A 23,412-nucleotide genomic window follows, 5' to 3' on the forward strand; every position below is an offset into this window, starting at 1 on the left:
GCGTGGCTGTCTGAACTGAGCGTGACTGTCCAGAGCGGCTCATGGCTACCAGAACGGAGCGCGGCTACCAGAGATCGCCGTGGCGTTCACGGTGGCAGAGATAGAGACGCAGCTCGAACTCACGTTGATGATACTCCGGCTGCATGTGACAGCAGAGCCGGTAGAACGCCTTGTCGTGGGACTTCTCGCGCAGATGCGCCAGCTCATGCACCACGATCATGTTGAGCAGTGGCTCCGGCAGCCGACGGAACAGCGACGAGATACGGATCTCGTTCTTGGCCTTGAGCTTGTTGCCCTGCACCCGCGACACGAAGGTGTGCAGCCCCAGGGCATTGTCGATGACGTGAATCCGGTCGTCGTAGATCACCTTGCTGATCGGCGCCGAGCTGCGCAGATACCGATTCTTCAGCGCCATGGTGTAGTCATTCAGCGCCCGCGCACCCTGCAGCTGATGAGGCTCGGGATACTTGCCGAGAAAGAAGGCTGCCGTCTTGCCCGACGCCATCAGTTCACTCGCCTGCTGTTGGATCTCGGGGGCGTAGCCCTTGAGATAGCGTAGATCAGCCACTGGGCATCTCTCCTGTTGCTGTCCGAAGGAGGGCCAGAGACAAGAAAACCCGCCGAGGCGGGTTTTCTTGTCATGGCGCCGAAAGCGAGGGGCGAGACGTCCGCCACCTGCCAGGCCTGTCGAGCTGGCGAATTTACAGGCCAGCGGCAGCCTTGAGGCCAGCGGCACGATCGGTCTTTTCCCACGGGAAGGCGGTGAAGGTTTCGGTCTTCTGCTCGCCGCTCACGTCGGTCCAGCTGTAGCTGTGCTCGAACGGCTCACGACCGAAGTGGCCGTAGGCAGCGGTCAGCTGATACATCGGGTGCGCCAGGTCCAGCATGGTAGTGATGGCGTACGGACGCAGGTCGAAGTGCTCGCGCACCAGCTCGACGATCTTGGCATCGCTGATCTTGCCGGTGCCGAAGGTGTTGATCGAGACGGAGGTCGGCTCGGCGACGCCGATGGCGTAGGAGACCTGGATCTCGCACTTGTCGGCCAGGCCGCTTGCGACGACGTTCTTGGCCACGTAGCGACCGGCATAGGCGGCGCTGCGGTCGACCTTGGACGGGTCCTTGCCTGAGAAGGCGCCACCACCGTGACGGGCCATGCCGCCGTAGGTGTCGACGATGATCTTGCGACCCGTCAGACCACAGTCACCCACCGGGCCACCGATGACGAAGTTGCCGGTCGGGTTGATGTGGTATTCGGTGGTCTCGGACAGCCACTCGGCCGGCAGCACCTGCTCGATGATCTCACGCTTGACCATCGCGCGCAGGTCTTCCTGGGACACTTCCGGGTCATGCTGGGTCGACAGCACGACGGCTTCGACGGCGACCGGCTTGCCGGCTTCGTCGTAGCGGAAGGTGACCTGGCTCTTCGCATCCGGGCGCAGCCACGGCAGCATGCCGTTCTTGCGCAGTTCCGCCTGACGCTCCACCAGACGGTGAGCGTAGTGGATCGGCGCCGGCATGAAGGAGTCGGTCTCGTTGGTGGCGTAGCCGAACATCAGGCCCTGATCGCCCGCGCCCTGATCTTCCGGCTTGGTGCGATCGACGCCCTGGGCGATATCGATGCTCTGCTTGCCGATCAGGTTGAGGACACCACAGGTCTCGCCGTCGAAGCCGACGTCGGAAGAGGTATAGCCGATATCGGTGATGACACGACGTACCAGCTCCTCGAGATCCACCCACGCGCTGGTGGAGATCTCACCGGCCACGATGGCAACGCCTGTCTTGACGAGCGTTTCGCACGCGACGCGTGCCTGCTTGTCGCGCGCGATGATGGCATCGAGCACGGCGTCGGAAATCTGGTCGGCAATCTTGTCCGGATGCCCTTCGGACACGGACTCGGATGTGAAGAGTGAGTATTCGCTCATTGGTCCTCGACCCTCTTTTCGGATGCGGGGATGATTCGGCCACTGACGGCAGACTGCGTTGACGACCGAGTAGAAACACGCTTGCGGCGCACGATGAAGCTCAACACGGGCGGTTGAGCCTCGGGGGGGCGAGTTTACACGCCACTTATGTGAGTTCCTAGCGCAATGGGGCGCGTGGAGCCGTCCAATCGAGACCTTTTTGCGACAAGCGCTGCACACAGGGTAATAAGCCGTTGCCACCTTTGGACGAGCGCACATCCCGGATGCGATTTGCCGCGCCCTGTCATCTCGGTGACAATACCCGCCCGGAGATCACGCTCGGACGCGAGTCCGCGCGTACAAGGTTCACGCGACGCACTGTCCTTTCCGGCGCACTGTTTCAGGCGCACAGTCCTGAAGGAGACCCAGGCAGCAGCATGCCCTGGCTCTCGGGATGCACTGAGCGTCCGGCGCAGCACGCCGTGATTCATTGCCCCACTCTTGACGCCCGCAGGCGAGGAGCTACTGCATGCCTTCCCGTTTTGACCTGGCCAACGCCATCCGTGCACTTTCCATGGACGCCGTTCAGAAGGCCAAGTCTGGCCACCCCGGCGCCCCCATGGGCATGGCCGACATCGCTGAAGTGCTCTGGAACGACCACCTCAAGCACAACCCGGCCAACCCGAACTGGGCCGATCGTGACCGCTTCGTGCTGTCCAACGGCCATGGCTCCATGCTGCTCTACTCCCTGTTGCACCTCTCGGGTTATCAGCTGAGCCTTGAAGACCTGCAGAACTTCCGCCAGCTGCACGCCAAGACCGCCGGTCACCCGGAATACGGCTACGCGCCGGGCATCGAGACCACCACCGGCCCGCTGGGTCAGGGTCTGGCCAATGCCGTCGGCATGGCGATCGCCGAGAAGACACTGGCGGCGCAGTTCAACCGTCCGGGTCACACCGTCGTCGACCACACCACCTGGTGCTTCCTGGGTGACGGTTGCATGATGGAAGGCATCTCCCACGAGGTCGGCTCGCTGGCCGGCACCCTGGGTCTGGGCAAGCTGATCGCCCTGTATGACGACAACGGCATCTCCATCGATGGCGAAGTCGAAGGCTGGTTCACCGATGACACCGCCAAGCGTTTCGAGTCCTACGGCTGGCACGTCGTCTCCAACGTCGACGGCCACAAGCCGGAAGAGATCAATGCCGCCATCGCGCTGGCCAAGAGCCACGACGACAAGCCGAGCCTGATCATCTGCAAGACCGTGATCGGCTTCGGCTCCCCGAACAAGGAAGGCACCGAGTCCTGCCACGGCGCGCCGCTGGGTGACGACGAAGTCGCTGCCACCCGCGAGAAGCTGGGCTGGACCCACGCGCCCTTCCACGTTCCGGAAGACATCTATCAGGGCTGGGACGCCAGCGAGCGCGGCGCCAAGCTCGAGAGCGACTGGGATGCACGCTTCGCCCGTTACGCCGAAGCACACCCGGAACTGGCCGCCGAGTTCACCCGTCGCCTGGAAGGCAAGCTGCCGCACGCCCTGACCAGCGAGAAGATGATCGAGGATGCCCAGGCCGCCGGCGACAGCCCGGCCTCGCGCAAGGCCTCCTTCGAATGCCTGAACCAGCTCGGCCCGCAGCTGCCGGAACTGCTCGGCGGCAGTGCCGACCTGGCTCCGTCCAACCTGACCTTCTGGAAGGGCGCCCAGGCGATCACCCGCGAAGACTTCAGCGGCAACTACCTGCACTACGGTGTGCGTGAGTTCGGCATGGGCGCGATCATGAACGGCGCCGGTCTGCACGGCGGTTTCATCCCGTACGGCGCGACCTTCCTGATCTTCATGGAATACATGCGCAACGCCGTTCGCATGGCCGCCCTGATGGGTCAGCAGGCCGTCTACGTCTTCACCCACGACTCCATCGGTCTGGGCGAAGATGGCCCGACGCACCAGCCGATCGAACAGCTGACCAGCCTGCGCACCACGCCGAACCTGTCCACCTGGCGTCCGGCGGATGCCGTGGAGACAGCGGCGGCCTGGGATGCGGCCATCAAGCGTCACTCCGGCCCGACCGCGCTGATCCTGTCGCGTCAGAACCTGCCGCACCAGAACCGCGACAAGGCCCAGCTGGCCAACATCAGCCGTGGCGGTTACGTGCTGAAGGACGCCGCCAACGGCCAGCCAGAAGTGATCCTGATCGCCACCGGCTCCGAAGTCGGCCTGGCGATGGATGCCGCTGCCGAGCTGGAAGCCGCCGGTCGCGCCGTGCGTGTCGTGTCCATGCCGGCCACCGACCTGTTCGATGCGCAGGACGCGGAATACCGCGAATCCGTGCTGCCGTCTTCCGTCACCGCGCGCGTGGCGATCGAAGCCGGTCATCGTGACTACTGGTTCAAGTATGTCGGCCTGAACGGCGACATCATCGGCATGGAGACCTTCGGGGAATCTGCGCCGGCTGGCGACCTGTTCAAGCACTTCGGCTTCACGGTCGAGAACGTGGTCGAACGCGCCAACAAGCTGCTGGGCTGATCACCGCCTGACCCACCCCGTCGATGACGGAGTGGATGCAGATCGACGCCGCCGCCTCCCGCTGGGAGCGGCGGCGTTTTCGTCTGTGCGACACTCGGGGAGCCCTCAAGCGTCACCGGCTGTCGCCTGTAGTCGACGTGGCTCACACGAGTCGCGGCTTGATGACACGATTCATCCTGCATGAGCGGTCATTCTCCGGCGATCATGCCCACGACAGACAGCGCAGACGGCGACTACACAACCCCGCCAGTTGGGTAGTGTGACTACGTGTCCTTAGACGAAAAAAACCAGAAATCAGGCGCTTGCGCGCCTTTCGCTCCCTCCGCCCAGCAAAGCGATGCGCTACCATGGACCCCCTGAAAAACACTCGGAACACGACATCCTTGAACCACCAGCCGCCTCTGCCCACCGCCGACGCTCCCCAGGGAGACAAGGCGTCCCGACGCCAGGGAAACGCTCCCTTGCGAGTGGCCATCAATGGCTACGGACGCATCGGTCAGTGTGTACTGAGAGCGCTGGTAGAACGTGAAGCACGCGGTGAGGCACTGCCGCTGGAAGTGGTCGCGATCAACGAGCTGTCAGATCTGGACACCATCACCTATCTGACCCGCTACGACACCACCCACGGCCGCTTCCCCGGCACGGTGGAACAGCGCGACGGCCAGCTGGTCGTCAACGGCCATGCGATCAGCATCCTGTCCGAGGCCAATCCAGATTGCCTGCCCTGGCGGGCATTGGGGATTGACCTGGTGCTGGAGTGCTCCGGCAGCTTCAAGGACCGCGCCACTGCCGAGCGGCATCTGGCGGCAGGCGCCGGCCGGCTGCTGTTCTCCCAGCCCGGCGATACCGACGCCGATGTCGATGCCACCATCGTGTGCGGCATCAACCAGTCGGCGCTGGCCCCCGCCGAGGCAGGGCAGGCAGGCAGCGGCATGCGCATCGTCTCGGCGGCGTCGTGCACCACCAATTGCCTGATTCCGATTCTGACGGTGCTGGAAGAGGCCTTCGGGCTGGAGCGCGGCGTCACCACCACGGTGCACTCGGCGATGAACGACCAGCCGGTGATCGACGCCTACCACCAGACGGACCTGCGCCTGACGCGCTCGGCGATGAGTTCGATCGTGCCGGTGGACACCGGCCTGGCCAAGGGCATCAACCGCCTGATGCCGCACCTGGAAGGACGCTTCGAATGTCTGCACCTGCGCGTGCCGACCATCAACGTGTCCTGCATGGACATGTCCATCGAGGTGAAGCGGGACGTGAGCGCGGATGAGGTCAATGACCTGCTGCGCGAGGCCTGCGCCCAACGCCTGCAGGGCCTGATGGGATTGAGCGAGGAGCCGACGGCTTCCATCGACTTCAACCACGATCCGCGCTCGGGTATCGTGGATGCGACCCAGACCCGTGTTGCCGGCGGCCGGCTGATCAAGATGCTGTGCTGGTTCGACAACGAATGGGGCTTTGCCAATCGCATGCTGGACGTCGCCACCCATTGGCACGCCTGCGAGATGACAACGCCTCTGGCGAGGGAAGCTCTCTCCACCGATTCACGACCAAGGAACCCGTCATGAACGTGCAAACGATGACCGCCCTCGACCTGTCCGGAAAGCGTGTGCTGATCCGCGAAGATCTCAACGTGCCGATCCGCGACGGTCAGGTGACCAGCGATGCGCGCATCCGTGCCAGCCTGCCGACCATCAAGGCGGCACGTGACGCCGGCGCACGCGTGATGCTGATGAGTCATCTGGGCCGCCCCACCGAGGGTGAGCCGGAAGACCAGTTCTCGCTGGCACCGGTCGCGGCACATCTGGGCGAGCTGCTGGGCAGCCCGGTGCGCCTGATCAACGACTACCTCGACACGACACCGGATGTCGCCGAAGGCGAGGTCGTGCTGCTGGAGAACGTGCGCTTCAACAAGGGCGAGAAGAAGGACGAGGAATCCCTGTCCCGCGCCTACGCCGCGCTGTGCGATGTCTACGTGATGGATGCCTTCGGCACCGCGCACCGTGCCCAGGCCTCGACCCATGGCGTGGCACGCTTCGCACCCGACGCCTGCGCCGGCCCGCTGCTGGCCGCAGAACTGGAAGCCCTCGAGAAGGCACTCGCCGCACCGCGTGCACCGATGGTCGCCATCGTCGGCGGCTCCAAGGTCTCCACCAAGCTCGACGTGCTCAAGGCGCTGTCCGACAAGTGCCATCAGCTGATCGTCGGTGGCGGCATCGCCAACACCTTCATCGCGGCGGCCGGTTACAACGTCGGCAAGTCGCTCTACGAGGCTGACCTGCTCGATACCGCTCGCGCACTGATGGACAAGGTCGAGATTCCGCTGCCGACCGACGTCGTCGTCGCCACCGAGTTCTCCGACAAGGCCGAAGCCGTCGTGCGTGCCGTCGCCGACGTCCAGGACGACGAGATGATCCTGGATATCGGTCCGGAGACCGCCTCGCGCTTCGGTGCACTGCTCAAGGACGCCGGTACCATTCTGTGGAACGGCCCGGTCGGCGTGTTCGAGATCGAACAGTTCGCCAACGGCACCGAGCAGCTGGCGATGGCCATCGCCGAGAGCGACGCCTTCTCCATCGCCGGCGGTGGCGACACCCTGGCGGCCATCGACAAGTACGACGTCGAGTCGCGCGTCTCCTACATTTCTACCGGTGGCGGCGCCTTCCTCGAATACGTGGAAGGCAAGGTACTGCCGGCCGTTGCGGCATTGGAAGCCGCAGCAAGCTGAACCCGCCTGTGTCCTCATTGGCGCAGGCTTAGAGTCACGGCCACAAGGTCGCTCCCCGTCAGCTGACGGGGGGCACCCGACGCTTCTCCACTCGATTCCTCAAAAAGACAGGTGATGTCATGGCATTGATCAGCATGCGCCAGATGTTGGACCACGCAGCCGAGTACGGATACGGCATCCCGGCGTTCAACGTCAACAACCTCGAGCAGATGCGCGCCATCATGGAAGCCGCCGATCACACCGATTCTCCGGTGATCGTCCAGGCCTCCGCCGGCGCACGCAAATACGCGGGCGCGCCGTTCCTTCGCCACCTCATCCTGGCTGCGGTGGAAGAATTCCCGCATATCCCGGTGGTCATGCACCAGGATCACGGCACCTCGCCGGCAGTCTGCCAGCGCTCCATCCAGCTGGGCTTCAGCTCGGTGATGATGGACGGCTCGCTGGGCGAAGACGGCAAGACCCCGACCAGCTACGAATACAATGTCGATGTGACCCGCCGCACCGTCGAGATGGCCCACGCCTGTGGCGTGTCCGTCGAAGGCGAGCTGGGTTGCCTCGGCTCGTTGGAAACCGGCATGGCCGGTGAAGAAGACGGCATCGGTGCCGAAGGCAAGCTGGACCACGACCAGATGCTGACCGACCCGGAAGAAGCCGCCGACTTCGTCAAGAAGACCCACGTCGATGCCCTGGCCATCGCCATCGGCACCTCCCACGGCGCCTACAAGTTCACCAAGCCGCCGACGGGTGACACCCTGTCCATCCAGCGCATCAAGGAAATCCACGCCCGCATCCCCGAGACTCACCTGGTGATGCATGGCTCTTCCTCCGTGCCGCAGGACTGGCTGGAAATCATCAACGAATACGGCGGCAAGATTCCGGAAACCTACGGCGTGCCGGTCGACGAGATCGTCGAAGGCATCAAGCACGGCGTGCGCAAGATCAACGTCGACACCGATCTGCGTCTGGCCTCTACCGGTTCCATCCGTCGCTTCATGGCGCAGAACCCGTCTGAATTCGACCCGCGCAAGTATCTGAAGGAATCCGTGAAGGCGATGCGCGACATCTGCATCGCCCGCTACGAAGCCTTCGGTGCCGCCGGTCATGGCAGCAAGATCGACCCGATCAACCTCGAAGCGATGTTCGAGCGTTACAACCGTGGCGAGCTGGACCCGAAGATCAACTGATCGGGCGGCACCCGCCAAGGTCTCCCTGCCTGCCCTCACGCGAGCAGGCAGGGAATGAAGAGAAAGGCGACCCTTCGGGGTCGCCTTTTTTATGCGCCTCAGGGTGCCAGCCTCTCGCGCACGCAGGTATCCTTTCGAGATTCCGTTTGGCATTGATCATTCATCACCGTATCGCAGGAGACATCATGGCCTCGCTCAAGGATCAACTGTCCGGGCTTGTCTATTCCACCGAACATGGCGCAACCTGCCCTGAGTGTCGGCGTGCCGAAGCCGAGTGCGAATGTGCCGACCTCGCCGAGCGTGAACGCCTGGCAAGCCTCGATGGCGTGGTGCGTATCCGTCGCGAGACCAGCGGTCGCAAGGGCAAGGGCGTGACCACCGTGAGCGGGATTCCGCTCGCCGAGAAGGAACTCAAGGCCCTGGCCAAGACTCTCAAGCAGCGGTGCGGCACTGGCGGCAGCCTCAAGGATGGCATCGTGGAGATCCAGGGCGATCACCGCGAGACGCTCAAGGCTGAACTCACGCGGATGGGCTATACCGTCAAGCTGGCCGGTGGCTGAACGACTGCTGCGCGCACCTTTGCCTTCCATCTCGCTGCACAAGGGATTTCCATGCTGAACTTCATCACGCCACGCCGGCCTTCGGCTCGCACGCTCTCGCTCTCTGGCCTGCTGCTGGCCACGCTCGGGCTGGGTGGCTGCATGACCGGCCCGGACTTCACGCAGCTGGAGGCGCGCGTGGTGCCGCAGCAGGCCTTCACGGCACCGCCGGGTGCGATGCTGGAAGTGCGCCTGGTGGATGTCTCCCGCGCCGATGCCGAGGCCGGGCTGATTGCCAGTACCCGCTATGGCGGCCTGCGTGAAGGGCCTTTCCCGGTCAGCCTGCAGTACGATCGCAACGCCATCGAGGAAGGCCATCGCTATGCGCTGCAAGCCGATGTGCGCAGCGAGGGTCGCCTGTATTGGATCAATGACAGCGCGGTGCCGGTACTGGGTGACGCCAGCACCTCGCAGGGCGAGGTCGAGATCCCGCTCACGCCGCTGCCGCGTGCGCTGGGCCACTGATGGCGCGCTCGCCCGGCCCGATCAGTACGTTCGACTTGACCAGTACGCTCGACTTGACCAGTAGGCCCGTCTCTCACCGATAGGACACCCCAATGGATTGGCTGGAATACCTGTTACCTGTCTTCTTCCTTACCCCTCTGGGTGCCATCGCGCTGGTGGTGCTGGGCATGCGCGGTCTGCATGAGCGGCGCATCCAGTCGCCGCTGACCCGCCGCCAGCTGCGTGAACCGGGCCAGAGCCTGCGTGACCGTCTCGACGAGGCCTTCCAGGCGCTGTTTCTCGACGGGGCGCTCGGGCCGCTCATCACCTTGAGTCCGCTGGTCTACGGCATGGGGCGCATGGTATTCGGTGAAGAGCAGAACTGGCTTGAGTGGGCCGCCTACGGTCTGGCCTGTGCGCTGCTGGTGCTGGTGTTCGCGCTGCGCCTGACGCGACACTTCCAGCGCATCCGCAAGCTCAAGCTGGGGCTGGCCTGCGAGCTGTCCATCGGTCAGGAACTCGACCAGCTGATCCGCCCGGAACAGCTGACCAGCATGGTCTATCACGACGTGCCGGCCGATGGCTTCCATATCGATCATCTGGTGGTCACCCCCGCCGGCGCCTACGCCATTCGCACCAAGGCGCGCTCGCGGCCGCTGGATGCGCTGGGCGCACTCAAGGATGAGGTCAAACTCAAGGATGGTCGCCTGTACTTCCCGGGCTATCGCGAGCGCAAACCACTGCGCGAGACACGTACCGCACGCGACTGGACGGCCGCTTGGCTGAAGCGTGAATGCGGTGTCGACGTGCCGGTGAAGGGGCTGCTGGCGCTGCCGGGCTGGCAGATCGTGCGCGAGGGGACCCAGCGCGAGGATGACCCCGAAGTCGTCAATGGCGAGGGCCTGGCCGAGTGGCTGAGCACCCATTGCATGGCCCCGGAAGAGGGTTGCCCGACCCTGGATGACGCCCTCAAGCAGCGCATCAACGAGGCGATTCTCGACCGCGTCCAGGCCGAGCGCCTCGCCACCAGTTGATCCTCCGCCATGCTCCGACCCCTCGGAGCATGGCCGCGCCAGACAAAGGCTTGCCAAGGCGCCCCGCCCGGCGTTAAATACACGCCGGTCCAGCCTTGGCAACCTTATCGCGCTATCGCAATGATGGCGCTCTTGGCGACATATCCCGCATGAAACTCATCACCTTCGACGCTTTTCGTACCCTCGGCATTCCCGGTGTTCGTTATATCAAGCCGGAGCGCATGCTGGATCACCTCGACGAGATCCGCGCCGCCGATATCCTGCTGTTTCCCGAATACTGGCAGATCACCACCCTGGTCTACGGCCTCGGCAAACGCATCTTCCCCAGCCTGCCCAGCTACGCGATCGGCCACGACAAGGTCGAGCAGACGCGCGTCTTTCAGGCCATCTGCCCGGACAACGTGCCGCCGACCGAGATTCGCGGCGCCAGCCGTCAGGCAATCGACGATATCGAGGCGCGCTTCGGCTATCCGCTGATCGTCAAGGAAGTCAAAAGCTCGATGGGCGTCGGCGTGAAGCTGATCCAGTCGCGTGGCGAACTGGAAGCACATGCGGCGGAGCATCCGGTGCTGTATGCCCAGCCGCGCCTGGAGATCGACCGCGACCTGCGCATCGTGGTGGTGGGTGGCGAAGTCATCACCGCCTACTGGCGCGTCACGCCGCTGGGCGGCTATCGCTCCAATGTCAGTCAGGGCGGCGAGACGGCCTACGACAATATCCCGGCCCCCGCCATCGCCCTGGCCCTGCACCTGGCCGAGGCATTGAGTGTCGATCATGCCGGCTTCGATATCGCGATGGTCGATGGCCATCCGCTCGTGTTCGAGTTCAACCGCCTGTTCGGCAATCAGGGCATCCCGGACAGCTCGCGGCGCATCGGTGCCGCCATCCTCCGCCATCTGGCGCTCGACAGCAGCGACAACGACCCGACGCCACCGCTACTGACGCCGCGCCGGGTGCGCCGCGCGACACTCGAGGAAACCGGCTGACGCCTTGCGGGCGTACGCCCTTGCCTGCCCTGAACGACAAGACGCCGCCCAATGGGCGGCGTCTTGTCGTCTGACACTGGCCGTTCAACCGGCCAGGCGGTTCATCTCCTCACAGGCGTGAGGGACGGCTGTGCGGGTCGCCTTCGATATGATCCTTGGGCGGGTCCTGCCGCGGCTTGCCTGCTGCCGGCACGTCCTCGTCGGGTATTTCCCAAGTGCCGTCTTCAGTCCAGGGGTCGTCTGCCGGGAACTCCTCGATGTTGATTTCCTTGACCGTGTAATCCGGCTGGTAGCGCAGGTCATAGTGCGCGGCACGCACGATGGAGATGCACAGCATCAAGGCCACTGCCAATAGCGGCACACCCCCGATGATGGAGGCCGTCTGCAGGGTCTCCAGCCCGCCGATGAACATCAGCACGATGGGCATGAACGACAGGGCGAAGGCCCAGAACAGGCGGTTCCAGCGCATCGGCTCTTCATCGACTTCCTTCTGGACCACAGCGGCCAGGATGTAGGAGATGGAGTCGAAGGTGGTCGCGGTGAAGATCAGCGCCAGCAGCGTGAAGGCGAAGATCACCACGTAGTCCAGCGGCAGCGTGTGCAGCATCGCGAAGATGGCCGCGGTCGGGCTCTGGTCATTGAGGATGGTGACCACGTCCAGCTCACCGGACAGCTGCAGGTAGAGGCCGTAATTGCCCATCACCATGAAGAACAGGAAGCAGCCCATGGTGCCGAAGAACATCGAACCGGCGACCATGGCGCGGATGGTGCGGCCCCGCGAGATACGCGCGATGAACAGCCCCACGCTGGGCGCGAATACCAGCCACCAGGCCCAGTAGAAGATGGTCCAGTCCTGCGGGAAGTGCGTGTCCTCGAAGCCCTTGAACTCGGCGAACGGCTCAAGCCAGGTGGCCATGTGGATCAGATTGCTCATCACGCGGCCCAGCGCATCCAGGCCGGTATTGGCCATGAACAGGGTCGGCCCCGCGATGAAGATGAACAGCAACAGGCCGACCGCCAGCCAGAAGTTGATGTCTGACAGCAGCTTGATGCCCTTCTTGAGGCCCACGTAGGCGCTGTAGCCGAACAGGGCGGTACACACCAGCAGCACCACGATCTGCGTGGTCAGCGACTTGGGCACTCCGAACAGCTCGTGCACCCCCTCGTTGATCATCGGCGCCGCCAGACCCAGGGTGGTAGCACCGCCGCCCAGCATGCCGAAGATGAAGCTGATATCGATCAGCTTGCCCAGCCAGCCATGCGCCAGCTTTTCGCCCAGCACCGGCATCAGCGCCTCGGAAATCTTCAGCACGCTGTGGTGACGCACGTAGTAGAAGTAGGCAATCGGCACGGCGGGAATCAGGTAGATCGCCCATGCCAGCGGACCCCAGTGGAAGATGCCGTAGGCCGCGGCCCATTCCGCTGCCTCCGGTGTCTGGCCTTCCACATGGAACGGGGGCGACTGATAGTAGTAGACCCACTCGATCATCGACCAGTACAGGATGGAGGCCCCGATACCGGCACAGAACAGCATCGCCGCCCACGACACGATGGAGAATTCGGGCTTCTCCTCGGCATCACCGAGCTTTATCTGACCGATGTCGCTGAAGATGATGTAGATCATGAAGCCGCCGGCCCCCACGCCGAGCAGCAGATAGAGCACGCCGAGCTTGCTGGTGACGAAGTTCTTGGCCGCCGATACCCACATCGCGCCCTGCTCGGGGAAGATGACCAGGGGCAGCGTCACTGCCAACAGCAGGAAGATCGAGCCGAAGAAGGTCGGCTTGTCGATCATGTCGAAGGGCTTTTCCGGCCGATCGCCCGCCGCCCTGGCGGATACCTTTCGGGTTTCCTTGCTCATATATAAGCCTCATTTATCGTTATTGCTATGCATGATAACAGCTTATCATGAGTGATTGCGATACACGCATCCCCACTGCGTACAATCCTAGTACAACGATCCAAGCGGCTACGTAAAGTTAATTTAACGCAAGCAAGTCATTTATTAGCGCTTGGCAGGCCTTGGCGTTCAGGCCAAGAGAAGAGCAGGAAGCACGACGACAGGGCTGGCAGCGACAGGCAAATCAGCGGGGAAGACACAGCCAGAACAGGCAGCGCAGAGGTGGATAGCAGCAGGAGAGAAGGCCCATAGGGGTAAGACGCAGGAAAAGCGGCAGATGTCAGGCCGGAGAGCAGGCACCCACCAGGGAACGGCACGGCTGCCGTTCCCTGGTGGATGTAATCAGGCTTGAGATGATCGAGCTGATGGCGCCTCGGGCTCAGTCGCCGCGCAGACGGCCGCCCATCTCCTGGGCGAGATCCACCGCGAAGTGGTCCGTCATGCCGCCGATGAAGTCGAGCATGCGCCGATAGCTGCGGTAGAGATCCCAGTCCTTGGTCGGCGTGTTCTCGCCGATCAATGCCAGCACACGTTGATGCTTGAAGCTGGAGCGCCCCTTGGTATGCAGCTCATGCGCAGCGCCGATGAAGGCCTCGAGCAGGATACCCAGCGTGGTGTAGGCGCCAATCTCCAGCTTGGCCTTGCGCTCGTTGCGGAAGATCTTCTGGCGCGCCAGATTCTTGGCTTCCCGCACGCCCCAGCCGAGGTCGGGGTGGCAAAGGTCGAGCAGGTCTTCACTGAGCGTGCCGGCCAGCAGTTCCGTCTCGCGCTGCACGAAAGCCTCGGCGACATCATTGACGGCACGCTCCATCGCCGCGCCTCTCAACGCCGCCACCTTGCGCCGCTGGGAGGTGCCGCGGGCGACCATCTCCTGATATTCGCGCGGCTCGCCACCGCTGATGCCGGTGAGAATCTCGAACACTTCCTCGAACTGCAGGATGCCCATCTCGAGGCCATCTTCCAGGTCCAGCAGCGCATAGCAGATGTCATCGGCGGCCTCGACCAACCACGCCAGCGGGTGACGGCACCAGCGGCCATCGGCCCGTGCCAGCAGCCCGCAGCGCTCGGCGACCTGATCCAGCAGCACGCGCTCGCTCTGATAGCAGCCGAACTTGCCGCCGGCCGTGGCGTGCTCCACCGTCCACGGGTACTTGAGCAGCGTGCCCAGCGTCGCTGCCGTCAGGCGCATGCCGCCATGGAACTGGTTGTATTCGATCTGGGTGACGATACGAAAGCCCTGGGCATTGCCTTCGTAGGTGAGCAGGTCCTCGCGCTCGGCATCGCTCAGCCCGGCCAGCCGACCGTGATCACTGGCGGCCTCGGCAGCGAACCAGTCGCGGATAGCGTACTCCCCGGCGTGCCCGAAGGGCGGGTTGCCGATGTCATGCCCCAGGCAGCCGGTCTGGACGATGACGCCGAGATCCGACGGCGTGATCCAGTCGGGCAACTGCTCCTTGAGCTTCTCGCCGACCATCATGCCCAGCGAACGGCCGACGCAGCCGACTTCCAGCGAGTGGGTCAGACGCGTGTGGATGTGGTCATTGTCGGTCAGCGGGTGGACCTGGGTCTTGCGCCCCAGGCGACGGAAGGAACCCGCGAACACGATGCGGTCGTGGTCCTTGTGGAAGGGAGTCCGCCCCATCTCGCGCGATACGGTGCCCGGTGCGTCATGCAGGCGACTCGGTTCCAGCAGTCGCTCCCAGCTCATTGATGACATCAGGCAACTCCTTGGCAGACGCCGTGTACTGGCGTCGGCGAGCAGATAACAGGTGAATGACGCGCATAAAAAAAGAGAACAGGGATTGTGGCACCCTGCTCTCTTTCTCTCCAGACCGCTCAGGCTGTCCCCTGACCCGCTCAGGCTGTCCTCAGTCCTCGGCCAGCGCCGGCAGCAGCACCTTGAGCTTGCGGGTCAGGGTGTTGCGCCCCCAGCCCAGCAGCTCGGCGGCTTCGCCCTTGCGACCACCGGTATGCTTGAGGGCCGTCTCGATCAGGATGCGCTCGAAATCGGGCACCGCCTCTTCCAGCAGATGGGTGTGGCCGGCGGCGAGTGCGCGGTCCGCCCACTCGCGGAAGGCACCACGCCAATCGCCGGAGGCCGCCTCGGTGCCGCTGGCATCGCGCAGCTCCGGCGGCAGGTCCTCGATCATCACTTCACGTCCCGAGGCCATCACCGTCAGCCAGCGACAGGTGTTCTCGAGCTGGCGCACGTTGCCCGGCCAGTCGAAGCGCGTCAGATGCTTCTCCGCGGCCTCCGTCAGTACCTTGGGTTCGGTCGACAGTTCACGCGCAGCCTCGCCCAGGAAGTGGCTCATCAGACGCGGAATGTCTTCGCGACGCTCCGACAGGCGCGGCAGATGCACGCGAATCACATTGAGGCGGTGGAAGAGATCCTCACGGAAACGCCCATCCTCGACCAGCTTTTCCAGGTGCTGGTGCGTCGCGGCGATGATGCGCACGTCGACCTTGACCGGCGTGATGCCACCGACACGATAGAACTCGCCATCGGCCAGTACGCGCAGCAGACGGGTCTGGGTCTCGGCGGGCATGTCACCGATCTCATCGAGGAACAGCGTGCCGCCATCGGCCTGCTCGAAGCGCCCGCGGCGCAGCGCCGTGGCGCCGGTGAAGGCGCCCTTCTCGTGGCCGAACAGCTCCGATTCCATCAGGTCCTTGGGAATCGCGGCCATGTTGAGTGCGATGAACGGCTTGGCGGCGCGCGGCGAGTGCTGATGCAGCGCCTGGGCCACACGCTCCTTGCCGGTACCGGACTCACCGTTGATCAAGACGGTGATATGCGACTGAGACAGGCGGCCGATGGCGCGAAAGACTTCCTGCATCGCCGGCGCTTCGCCGATGATTTCCTTGGTCAGCCCTTCCGGCACGGCGGCGGGCGCCTTGGACTCACGGGCATGTGCCACGGCGCGCCGTACCAGCGCCAGCGCCTCATCGACATCGAACGGCTTGGGCAGATATTCGAAGGCGCCACCCTGATAGGAGGCCACGGCGCTGTCGAGGTCGGAATGCGCAGTCATCACGATGACGGGCAGGTCCGGGTACTTCTCGCGCACGCGCGCCATCAGATCGAGGCCATCGGTTCCGGGCATGCGGATATCGGTGATCAGGACATCCGGGCACTGACGCATGATGCTGGCTTCGGCCTGATCGGCCCGCTCGAAGGTTTCCACCTCGAGGTCGGGTTGTGCCAGAGCGCGCTCCAGCACCCAGCGAATGGCACGGTCGTCATCGACGATACAGACGCGGGCAGTCTCGCTCATGTGTGATCTCCAGAAGTGCCGGCTAGCGGAATGAGTAATCGAAATTCGGTATGGCCGGGGCGCGAGTCACACTCGATCAGCCCCTGATGCTGGTGCAGGATGCCCTGGGCGATCGACAGCCCGAGCCCTGAGCCTTCGGCGCGCCCCGAAACCATCGGGTAGAACAGCGTCTCGCGCAGGCTCTCCGGAATGCCGGGACCGTTGTCGATGATCGCCAGCTCGCAGACCAGCCGGTGGCGCTCGTGGCCCAGCGTGAACTGACGACGAGCACGGGTCCGCAGCGTGATCTCGTAGGGGGCGGCATCGGGCTGCGGTGAATCGGGCTGTGGCTGCTCATTGAGGGCCTGGGTGGCGTTGCGCGCGATGTTGAGCACCGCCTGGATCAGCTGGCCTTCGTCGCCGATCACCTCCGGCAGGCTCGGGTCATAGTCAGCGCTCAAGGTGATGGCGCTGCCTTCCGCCTGCAGCAAGGCCCGCACCCGCTCGGTCACCGCATGCACATTGACCGGCGCCTGCAGCGGCGGCCGGTTCGGCCCGAGCATGCGATCGACCAGATCACGCAGACGGTCCACCTCCTCGATGATGATGCGCGTGAACTCCACCATCTGCGGTTCGGGCAGGTCACGTTCGAGAAGCTGGGCGGCGCCACGAATGCCGCCAAGCGGATTCTTGACCTCATGCGCCAGCCCGCGTGTCAGCACCTTGACCGCCTCCTGGCGGGCGATCAGCGCTTCTTCGCGCGAGATCTGCATCAGGCGGTCACGCGGCTCTATCTCGACCAGCAGTTCATTGGCGCTGATGGGCGTCGCGGTGAAATCCACCGTCAGCGCTTCATTGGCCGCGTTGATGATCTCGGCCTCACGCTGGGTGTAGGGGTGCTGTTCCTCCAGCGCCTTGCGCAGCACATTGATCAGGGTGTCATCCAGCCCGGTCATGTTGTCGGGCGTACTGCCCTTCACGCGCACCAGACTCACCGCCAGCAGCGTCTCCGCGGCGGGATTCATCCAGACCATCTGCAGCTGTGAGTCCAGCACCACCACGGCAGTGTTCAGGTGTTCGAGCAGTCGTTGATGCATGGGTTTGTTCGCCATCTGCAGTACGTCTCCCTGTTCTGCAATAACCGCGCCAGTCTGGTGCAGGCACCGAGAACACGGCGTCCGATGCTGTGCAACCATTTCTGGCCCCTCATATTGGCACCAAAATGGTGCAGACGAAAAATCGTGCTCGAGCTCGCGTTGCCTCACTCCGCCACCAGATGGCCCGATATCGACTGGCCCAGACACGAAAAAGCCGCCCGAAGGCGGCCTGTCAGCGAAGGAGAAACGCACGAAGAAAGCAGGCCGCCCTTACGCTGCTAGCCTCCGCCTGCATTGGCAGGATTGTTGGGGTTGCGAGGCAGATTGACGCTGGCGCGCTGCACATAGACCACCTTCGGCTCGCTGGTCTGGCGTACGCGACCGGTGGAATCCAGTAACTCCGCCTGGATGACATGCTTGCCACGCTCCAGCGCCGGCACCATGAAGACGGTGCTGTGCATGGCGGATTGAGATGGCGCGCCGTCCACGGTCACGCGCACCTTGTCTTCCGGGCGCAGCTTGGGCTCGATCCCCAGGCGTACCGCCAGATTGCCCGCCTGCCCAGTCTGCAGCGTTTCCTCGTTGGACGGGCTCTGGATGGTGAAGGTGGTATAGCCACGGAAGGCCACATCCACCGCAGGTGCCCGGGTGCGGGTGCTCTCGCTGGATGAGGCAGTACTCACGCGCGACGGCGTGCTGCGCCGCGGCGGCAGGGATTCCGTCGACGGCACCACGCTGAGCGGCGTCAGCTGCACCTTGCTGCCGCCCGCAGGCTGATCACTGAAGACCACGTTGCCGTTGGCATCGACGTGACGATAGACCTGGGCCGCCTGAATATCGAACGACAGGCTCGACAGCATCAGCGTCGCTGCCAGCAACAGGCACTGCAGTGGCTCGGGGCGCGCTGCTGGCAGTACACGCGAGTCAGTCGCGGGGTTGGCGACGCGCAGGGAGGATACGAAGGGCCACATCCGAAGATTCCTGAAGAGAGTCATGGGAGGCCAGAAGCCGCAGGCAGCTCCAGCGGGTTGGGTCTATCGGCAGGCGATCCTGCTGCCTGATGACAAGGCTAACAAGTTACAAAGCTTATCGCGTTGATGCCAGCATTTGGGGCCTTCGACAAGATGCCTGTGGGCATTGACTGTCACGCAAGGCTACCACCGCGCCCTGCATATCTGTCAGCAGCATGGCCGATCCCAGGGAAAAGGATCAGGGGCAGAGCAAAGGATCAGAGCAAAGAGATAGAACGAAACAGGGCCATAATGAACAACAGGGCCACAACGAAAAACAGGGCCACACCTGTCGGTATGGCCCTGCTGTCGTCATCGTCGTGGGCTTGCCTTCACCTGGAAGGCACCTCCGTCAGATGGCGTGGCTAGCGAATGGCTGCCTCAACCTCTGCAGCGCTTGAACGCTGCTGTACTTAGACGCTGTAGTACATGTCGAATTCGAGCGGGTGAGTCGCCATGCGCAGGCGCTGGACGTCTTCGCCCTTCAGCTCGAGGTAGGCATCGATCATGTCGTCGGTGAAGACGCCGCCCTGGGTCAGGAACTCACGATCGCCGTCCAGCGCGGTCAGGGCCTGTTCGAGGCTCTCGGCCACGGTCGGGATGGACTTGGCTTCTTCGGCCGGCAGGTCGTAGAGGTTCTTGTCCATCGCGTCGCCCGGGTGGATCTTGTTCTTGATACCGTCGATACCGGCCATCAGCATCGCGGAGAACGCCAGGTACGGGTTGGCCGTCGGATCCGGGAAACGCGCCTCGACACGCTTGCCTTTCGGGCTGGCGGTGTACGGGATACGGATGGAAGCGGAACGGTTGCGGGCAGAGTAGGCCAGCATGACCGGCGCTTCGAAGCCTGGCACCAGACGCTTGTAGGAGTTGGTGGACGCATTGGTGAAGGCGTTCAGGGCACGAGCGTGCTTGATGATGCCGCCAATGTAGTAGAGGGCCATTTCGGACAGACCCGCGTACTCGTCACCGGCGAACTGGTTGTCGCCATCCTTCCAGAAGGACTGGTGAACGTGCATGCCGGAACCGTTGTCTCCGACCAGCGGCTTGGGCATGAAGGTCGCGGACTTGCCGTAGGCGTGAGCCACGTTGTGGATCACGTACTTGAGTTCCTGAACCTCATCAGCCTTCTTGACCAGGGTGTTGAACTTGACACCGATCTCGTTCTGGCCGGCGTTCGCCACTTCGTGGTGGTGAACTTCGACTTCCTGACCGATGGCTTCCAGGGTGTTGCACATGGCAGCACGGATATCGTGGAAGCTGTCGATCGGCGGGACCGGGAAGTAGCCGCCCTTCAGACGCGGACGGTGGCCCAGGTTGCCGCCTTCCGGCGTGGAATCGGTCGCCCAGGCACCTTCTTCGGAAGAGATCTTGAACATGGAACCGTTCATCTCGTTCTTCCAGTGCACTTCATCGAAGATGAAGAATTCCGGCTCCGGGCCGAAGAAGGCGGTGTCGCCCAGACCGGTGGACTTCAGGTATTCCTCGGCGCGCTTGGCGACGGAGCGCGGATCACGCTCATAGCCCTGCATGGTGGCCGGCTCGATGACGTCGCAGCGCAGCACCAGGGTGGTGTCTTCGGTGAACGGGTCGAGGAAGGCAGTACCGTCGTCCGGCATCAGGATCATGTCGGATTCGTTGATGCCCTTCCAACCTTCGATGGAGGAACCATCGAACATCTGGCCGTTCTCGAAGAATTCCTCATCCACTGAACGCGCCGGGATGGAGACGTGCTGCTCCTTGCCCTTGGTGTCGGTGAAGCGCAGATCAACCCACTTGACTTCGTGTTCTTCAATCAGGGCAAGTGTCTTCTCAGCCATGGTAATTCTCCGATGGAGCCGGCGGCTCTGGTTACAGTTGGTGTCAGCGTTGTCTGGGGGTTATTGCTCTATTTTGTAAGCCTTTTCTCTCATGGTCGGCGTCGTTATGCCAGCCATCAGACAGGATGCTCTAACAATGCAGCGAGCGTGCCAGAATGGCGCACGCCTCATCGGCCATTTCAGTAAGCTCATGAATATGCTGAAAAAAAACATCACCATCTTCATGCATCAAGCGCAAAAAACCGACCAAAGATGAGCCGACAAGGTGCAAAAATTCTTATCGCGCAGTGCAGATTCATCATTTGAGTGCACCAAAAAACGCCATTGCTCTACATTGGTGCAAAATGCTGAATGCGCGGTATTTCTCCACTCCCACTCGATGATCACGTCAGCATCACATTGCGGTCATTTCTTCCTTCCCTCCTCGCGTTTGCCTCAATCCACAAGTTTTTTTCGTCCGCGACAAGGAGGCGGAAAAGACTTGAGAGACAATCATTTGGGCACTTCAGGCCAGTTGAAGGCACTCGCTGACTCGCCTCGTGAATGCACGATGCTGGCAGGAGGCATGCCATGCCCCCTATAATGCGCCCCAAATCACAAGCGCCCGGTACGCGAGCGCCCATTTTCCGCACAGGTTCCCGTCGTGATCGAGAAACTTCGCAACATAGCCATCATCGCCCACGTTGACCACGGTAAAACTACCCTGGTCGACAAGCTCCTGAGTCAGTCCGGCACCCTGGACCGCAAGGCCGAGGGTCAGGAACGCATCATGGATTCCAACGACCAGGAAAAAGAGCGCGGCATCACCATTCTCGCGAAGAACACCGCGATCCAGTGGAACGACTACCACATCAACATCGTGGATACCCCCGGGCACGCTGACTTCGGTGGCGAAGTCGAGCGCGTGATGTCCATGGTTGACTCCGTGCTGCTGCTGGTCGATGCCGTAGATGGCCCGATGCCGCAGACTCGCTTCGTGACCCAGAAGGCATTCGCCCAGGGCCTGAAGCCGATCGTCGTCGTCAACAAGATCGACCGTCCGGGCTCTCGTCCTGACTGGGTCGTTGACCAGATCTTCGATCTGTTCGACAACCTGGGCGCGACTGACGAGCAGCTCGACTTCCCGATCATCTACTGCTCTGCCCTCAACGGCATTGCCGGTATGGATCCGGAAGACCTGAAAGACACCATGGACCCGATGTTCCAGTCCATCGTCGACATCGTCGAGCCGCCGAAGGTCGAGCTGGACGGCCCGTTCCAGATGCAGATCTCCGCACTGGACTACAACAGCTACGTCGGCGTCATCGGTCTGGGTCGCATCAAGCGTGGCGCTGTCAGCCCGGGTCAGCAGGTTTCCATCATCACCAAGGAAGGCGCTGTCCGTAAGGGCAAGATCGGCCAGGTCATGACTCACATGGGTCTGGACCGCGTGCAGACCGACAAGGCGACTGCCGGCGACATCGTCTGCATCACCGGTATCGAGAACCTCGCGATCTCCGACACCATCTGCGACACCGCCACTGTCGAGGCGCTGCCGCCGCTGACCGTCGATGAGCCGACCGTCTCCATGACCTTCCAGGTCAATGACTCTCCGTTCGCCGGTCAGGACGGCAAGTTCGTCACCAGCCGCAACATCCGTGAGCGTCTGGACCAGGAGCTGATCCACAACGTCGCACTGCGCGTCGAACAGGGCGAGACGCCGGAGAAATTCGTCGTCTCCGGTCGTGGTGAGCTTCACCTCTCCGTTCTGATCGAATCCATGCGTCGTGAAGGCTTCGAGCTGGCCGTGGGCCGTCCGGAAGTCATCATCAAGGAAATCGACGGCAAGAAGCAGGAGCCGTACGAAGAAGTCATCATCGACTGTGAAGAGCAGCACCAGGGCTCCATCATGGAAGAGCTGGGCTACCGCAAGGGCGAGCTGACCAACATGAACCCGGATGGCAAGGGTCGTGTGCGTCTGGACTTCATCATCCCGTCTCGCGGTCTGATCGGCTTCCGTGGTCAGTTCCTGACCCTGACCTCCGGTACCGGCATCCTGACCAGCCGCTTCGATCACTACGGTGACCTGAAGGAAGGCGCAGGCGTCGAGCGTCGCAACGGCGTCATGATCTCCATGGTACCGGGCAAGGCGCTGTCCTACGCCCTGTACACCCTGCAGGAACGCGGCAAGCTGATCATCGGTCACGGTACCGAAGTCTATGAAGGCATGCTGGTCGGTATCCACAACCGCGCCAACGACCTGGTCGTCAACCCGACCAAGGCCAAGAAGCTGGATAACATGCGTTCTACCGGCAACGATGAAAACATCGTGCTGACGCCGCCGATCCGCTTCACCCTGGAACAGGCGATCGAGTTCCTGGATTCCGATGAGCTGGTGGAAGTCACTCCGCTGCACATCCGTATCCGCAAGAAGTACCTGAAAGAGAACGAGCGCAAGCGCGCCAGCAAGTAAGCTGGCCCAGCCTGCCCCCTGCCTGATGGCAGGGGGCATCGTGCTCAAACGCAAAAGACCCGCCAACTCGGCGGGTCTTTTGCGTTTGAGCACTTTTCGCTGTTGCCGCAAAGGGCAGCATGACCATCTCTCTAATACTTATGAATGTCATTGCAGGAAGTGCGTCGCTATTAGGGCTCGCAGAATAAGGGAACTTTGCGCGATACCTTGGCCTGAGGCATCTCTAACACTTAAATGAGAGTTATATGACGCATATTCGTGTTGCGCATATAGCGTCTTCATCCAGAGCATGCCACTCGCGGCCAACGCCCCTGCGCAACCTAATGTCTTGATCTGTTGATAGCGCGCAATCACACGACACCGAGAGAGGATAAATCGTCGAATTCTAATGATGCGTCGCGTTTGAACGACGCAAAAACGAGACGTCGATGCGCAGTCACTAGGGTCAACGCAACGGAGCAGGTATCTTCTGC

17 protein-coding genes are annotated in these 23,412 nt (G+C 62.8%); 9 read left to right on the plus strand and 8 right to left on the minus strand.

The window, feature by feature from the left end; genetic code table 11:
* Positions 1–64: 64 nt before the first annotated feature.
* The gene (locus QD356_RS13410; protein ID WP_318833291.1) at positions 65–568 is read right to left on the minus strand and encodes a M48 family metallopeptidase; all 504 of its coding nucleotides are present in this window, start codon (positions 566–568) and stop codon (positions 65–67) included.
* A 133-nt stretch (positions 569–701) separates the two neighbouring features.
* Positions 702–1,922, minus strand: a complete 1,221-nt coding sequence (gene metK, locus QD356_RS13415; protein ID WP_043335733.1) for a methionine adenosyltransferase — start codon at positions 1,920–1,922, stop codon at positions 702–704.
* A gap of 508 nt (positions 1,923–2,430) precedes the next feature.
* Here metK and tkt point away from each other — a divergent pair.
* The 8 genes from tkt (at position 2,431) to QD356_RS13455 (ending at position 11,403) form a co-directional block, all read left to right on the plus strand.
* The gene (gene tkt / locus QD356_RS13420) at positions 2,431–4,425 is read left to right on the plus strand and encodes a transketolase (protein WP_043335737.1); all 1,995 of its coding nucleotides are present in this window, start codon (positions 2,431–2,433) and stop codon (positions 4,423–4,425) included.
* Positions 4,426–4,886: 461 nt separating this feature from the next.
* Complete coding sequence (locus QD356_RS13425) at positions 4,887–5,996, plus strand: glyceraldehyde 3-phosphate dehydrogenase NAD-binding domain-containing protein (RefSeq protein WP_225996594.1); 1,110 nt, start codon at positions 4,887–4,889, stop codon at positions 5,994–5,996.
* Positions 5,993–7,156, plus strand: a complete 1,164-nt coding sequence (locus QD356_RS13430) for a phosphoglycerate kinase (RefSeq protein ID WP_192838987.1) — start codon at positions 5,993–5,995, stop codon at positions 7,154–7,156. Before QD356_RS13425 ends, QD356_RS13430 begins: the two co-directional genes overlap by 4 nt.
* 119 nt (positions 7,157–7,275) lie before the next feature.
* A complete protein-coding gene (gene fba, locus QD356_RS13435; RefSeq protein ID WP_043335741.1) occupies positions 7,276–8,340 on the plus strand; it encodes a class II fructose-bisphosphate aldolase in 1,065 nt (354 codons plus the stop codon).
* A gap of 185 nt (positions 8,341–8,525) precedes the next feature.
* The gene (locus QD356_RS13440; protein WP_043335744.1) at positions 8,526–8,900 is read left to right on the plus strand and encodes a translation initiation factor Sui1; all 375 of its coding nucleotides are present in this window, start codon (positions 8,526–8,528) and stop codon (positions 8,898–8,900) included.
* 51 nt (positions 8,901–8,951) lie between these two features.
* The gene (locus tag QD356_RS13445; protein ID WP_192838988.1) at positions 8,952–9,404 is read left to right on the plus strand and encodes a YbaY family lipoprotein; all 453 of its coding nucleotides are present in this window, start codon (positions 8,952–8,954) and stop codon (positions 9,402–9,404) included.
* A gap of 92 nt (positions 9,405–9,496) precedes the next feature.
* A complete protein-coding gene (locus QD356_RS13450) occupies positions 9,497–10,417 on the plus strand; it encodes a nuclease-related domain-containing protein (RefSeq protein WP_192838989.1) in 921 nt (306 codons plus the stop codon).
* 149 nt (positions 10,418–10,566) lie between these two features.
* Complete coding sequence (locus QD356_RS13455; protein ID WP_107335810.1) at positions 10,567–11,403, plus strand: hypothetical protein; 837 nt, start codon at positions 10,567–10,569, stop codon at positions 11,401–11,403.
* A 109-nt stretch (positions 11,404–11,512) separates the two neighbouring features.
* On the opposite strand, the gene QD356_RS13460 is transcribed toward QD356_RS13455, so the two are convergent.
* From QD356_RS13460 to glnA, 6 genes are all read right to left on the minus strand, one after another.
* The gene (locus tag QD356_RS13460) at positions 11,513–13,264 is read right to left on the minus strand and encodes a BCCT family transporter (protein ID WP_043335751.1); all 1,752 of its coding nucleotides are present in this window, start codon (positions 13,262–13,264) and stop codon (positions 11,513–11,515) included.
* 418 nt (positions 13,265–13,682) lie between these two features.
* Positions 13,683–15,020: a deoxyguanosinetriphosphate triphosphohydrolase gene (locus QD356_RS13465; RefSeq protein ID WP_043335753.1), complete on the minus strand. Its 1,338-nt coding sequence runs from the start codon at positions 15,018–15,020 to the stop codon at positions 13,683–13,685.
* Positions 15,021–15,171: 151 nt separating this feature from the next.
* Positions 15,172–16,581, minus strand: a complete 1,410-nt coding sequence (ntrC, locus tag QD356_RS13470) for a nitrogen regulation protein NR(I) (RefSeq protein ID WP_043335756.1) — start codon at positions 16,579–16,581, stop codon at positions 15,172–15,174.
* The gene (gene glnL / locus QD356_RS13475; RefSeq protein WP_264158090.1) at positions 16,578–17,672 is read right to left on the minus strand and encodes a nitrogen regulation protein NR(II); all 1,095 of its coding nucleotides are present in this window, start codon (positions 17,670–17,672) and stop codon (positions 16,578–16,580) included. Before glnL ends, ntrC begins: the two co-directional genes overlap by 4 nt.
* 263 nt (positions 17,673–17,935) lie before the next feature.
* On the minus strand, positions 17,936–18,628 hold the full coding sequence (locus QD356_RS13480; RefSeq protein ID WP_225996596.1) for a DUF4124 domain-containing protein: 693 nt from the start codon (positions 18,626–18,628) through the stop codon (positions 17,936–17,938).
* A gap of 452 nt (positions 18,629–19,080) precedes the next feature.
* Positions 19,081–20,487, minus strand: a complete 1,407-nt coding sequence (gene glnA / locus QD356_RS13485; RefSeq protein ID WP_192838990.1) for a glutamate--ammonia ligase — start codon at positions 20,485–20,487, stop codon at positions 19,081–19,083.
* A 643-nt stretch (positions 20,488–21,130) separates the two neighbouring features.
* Between glnA and typA the strand changes: the two genes are divergently transcribed.
* Positions 21,131–22,939, plus strand: coding sequence for a translational GTPase TypA (typA, locus tag QD356_RS13490; RefSeq protein ID WP_043335760.1), 1,809 nt, complete (start codon positions 21,131–21,133; stop codon positions 22,937–22,939).
* Positions 22,940–23,412 lie beyond the last annotated feature (473 nt).

This window comes from Cobetia sp. 2AS (assembly GCF_029846355.1).
In the GTDB taxonomy this organism is placed as follows: domain Bacteria; phylum Pseudomonadota; class Gammaproteobacteria; order Pseudomonadales; family Halomonadaceae; genus Cobetia; species Cobetia amphilecti.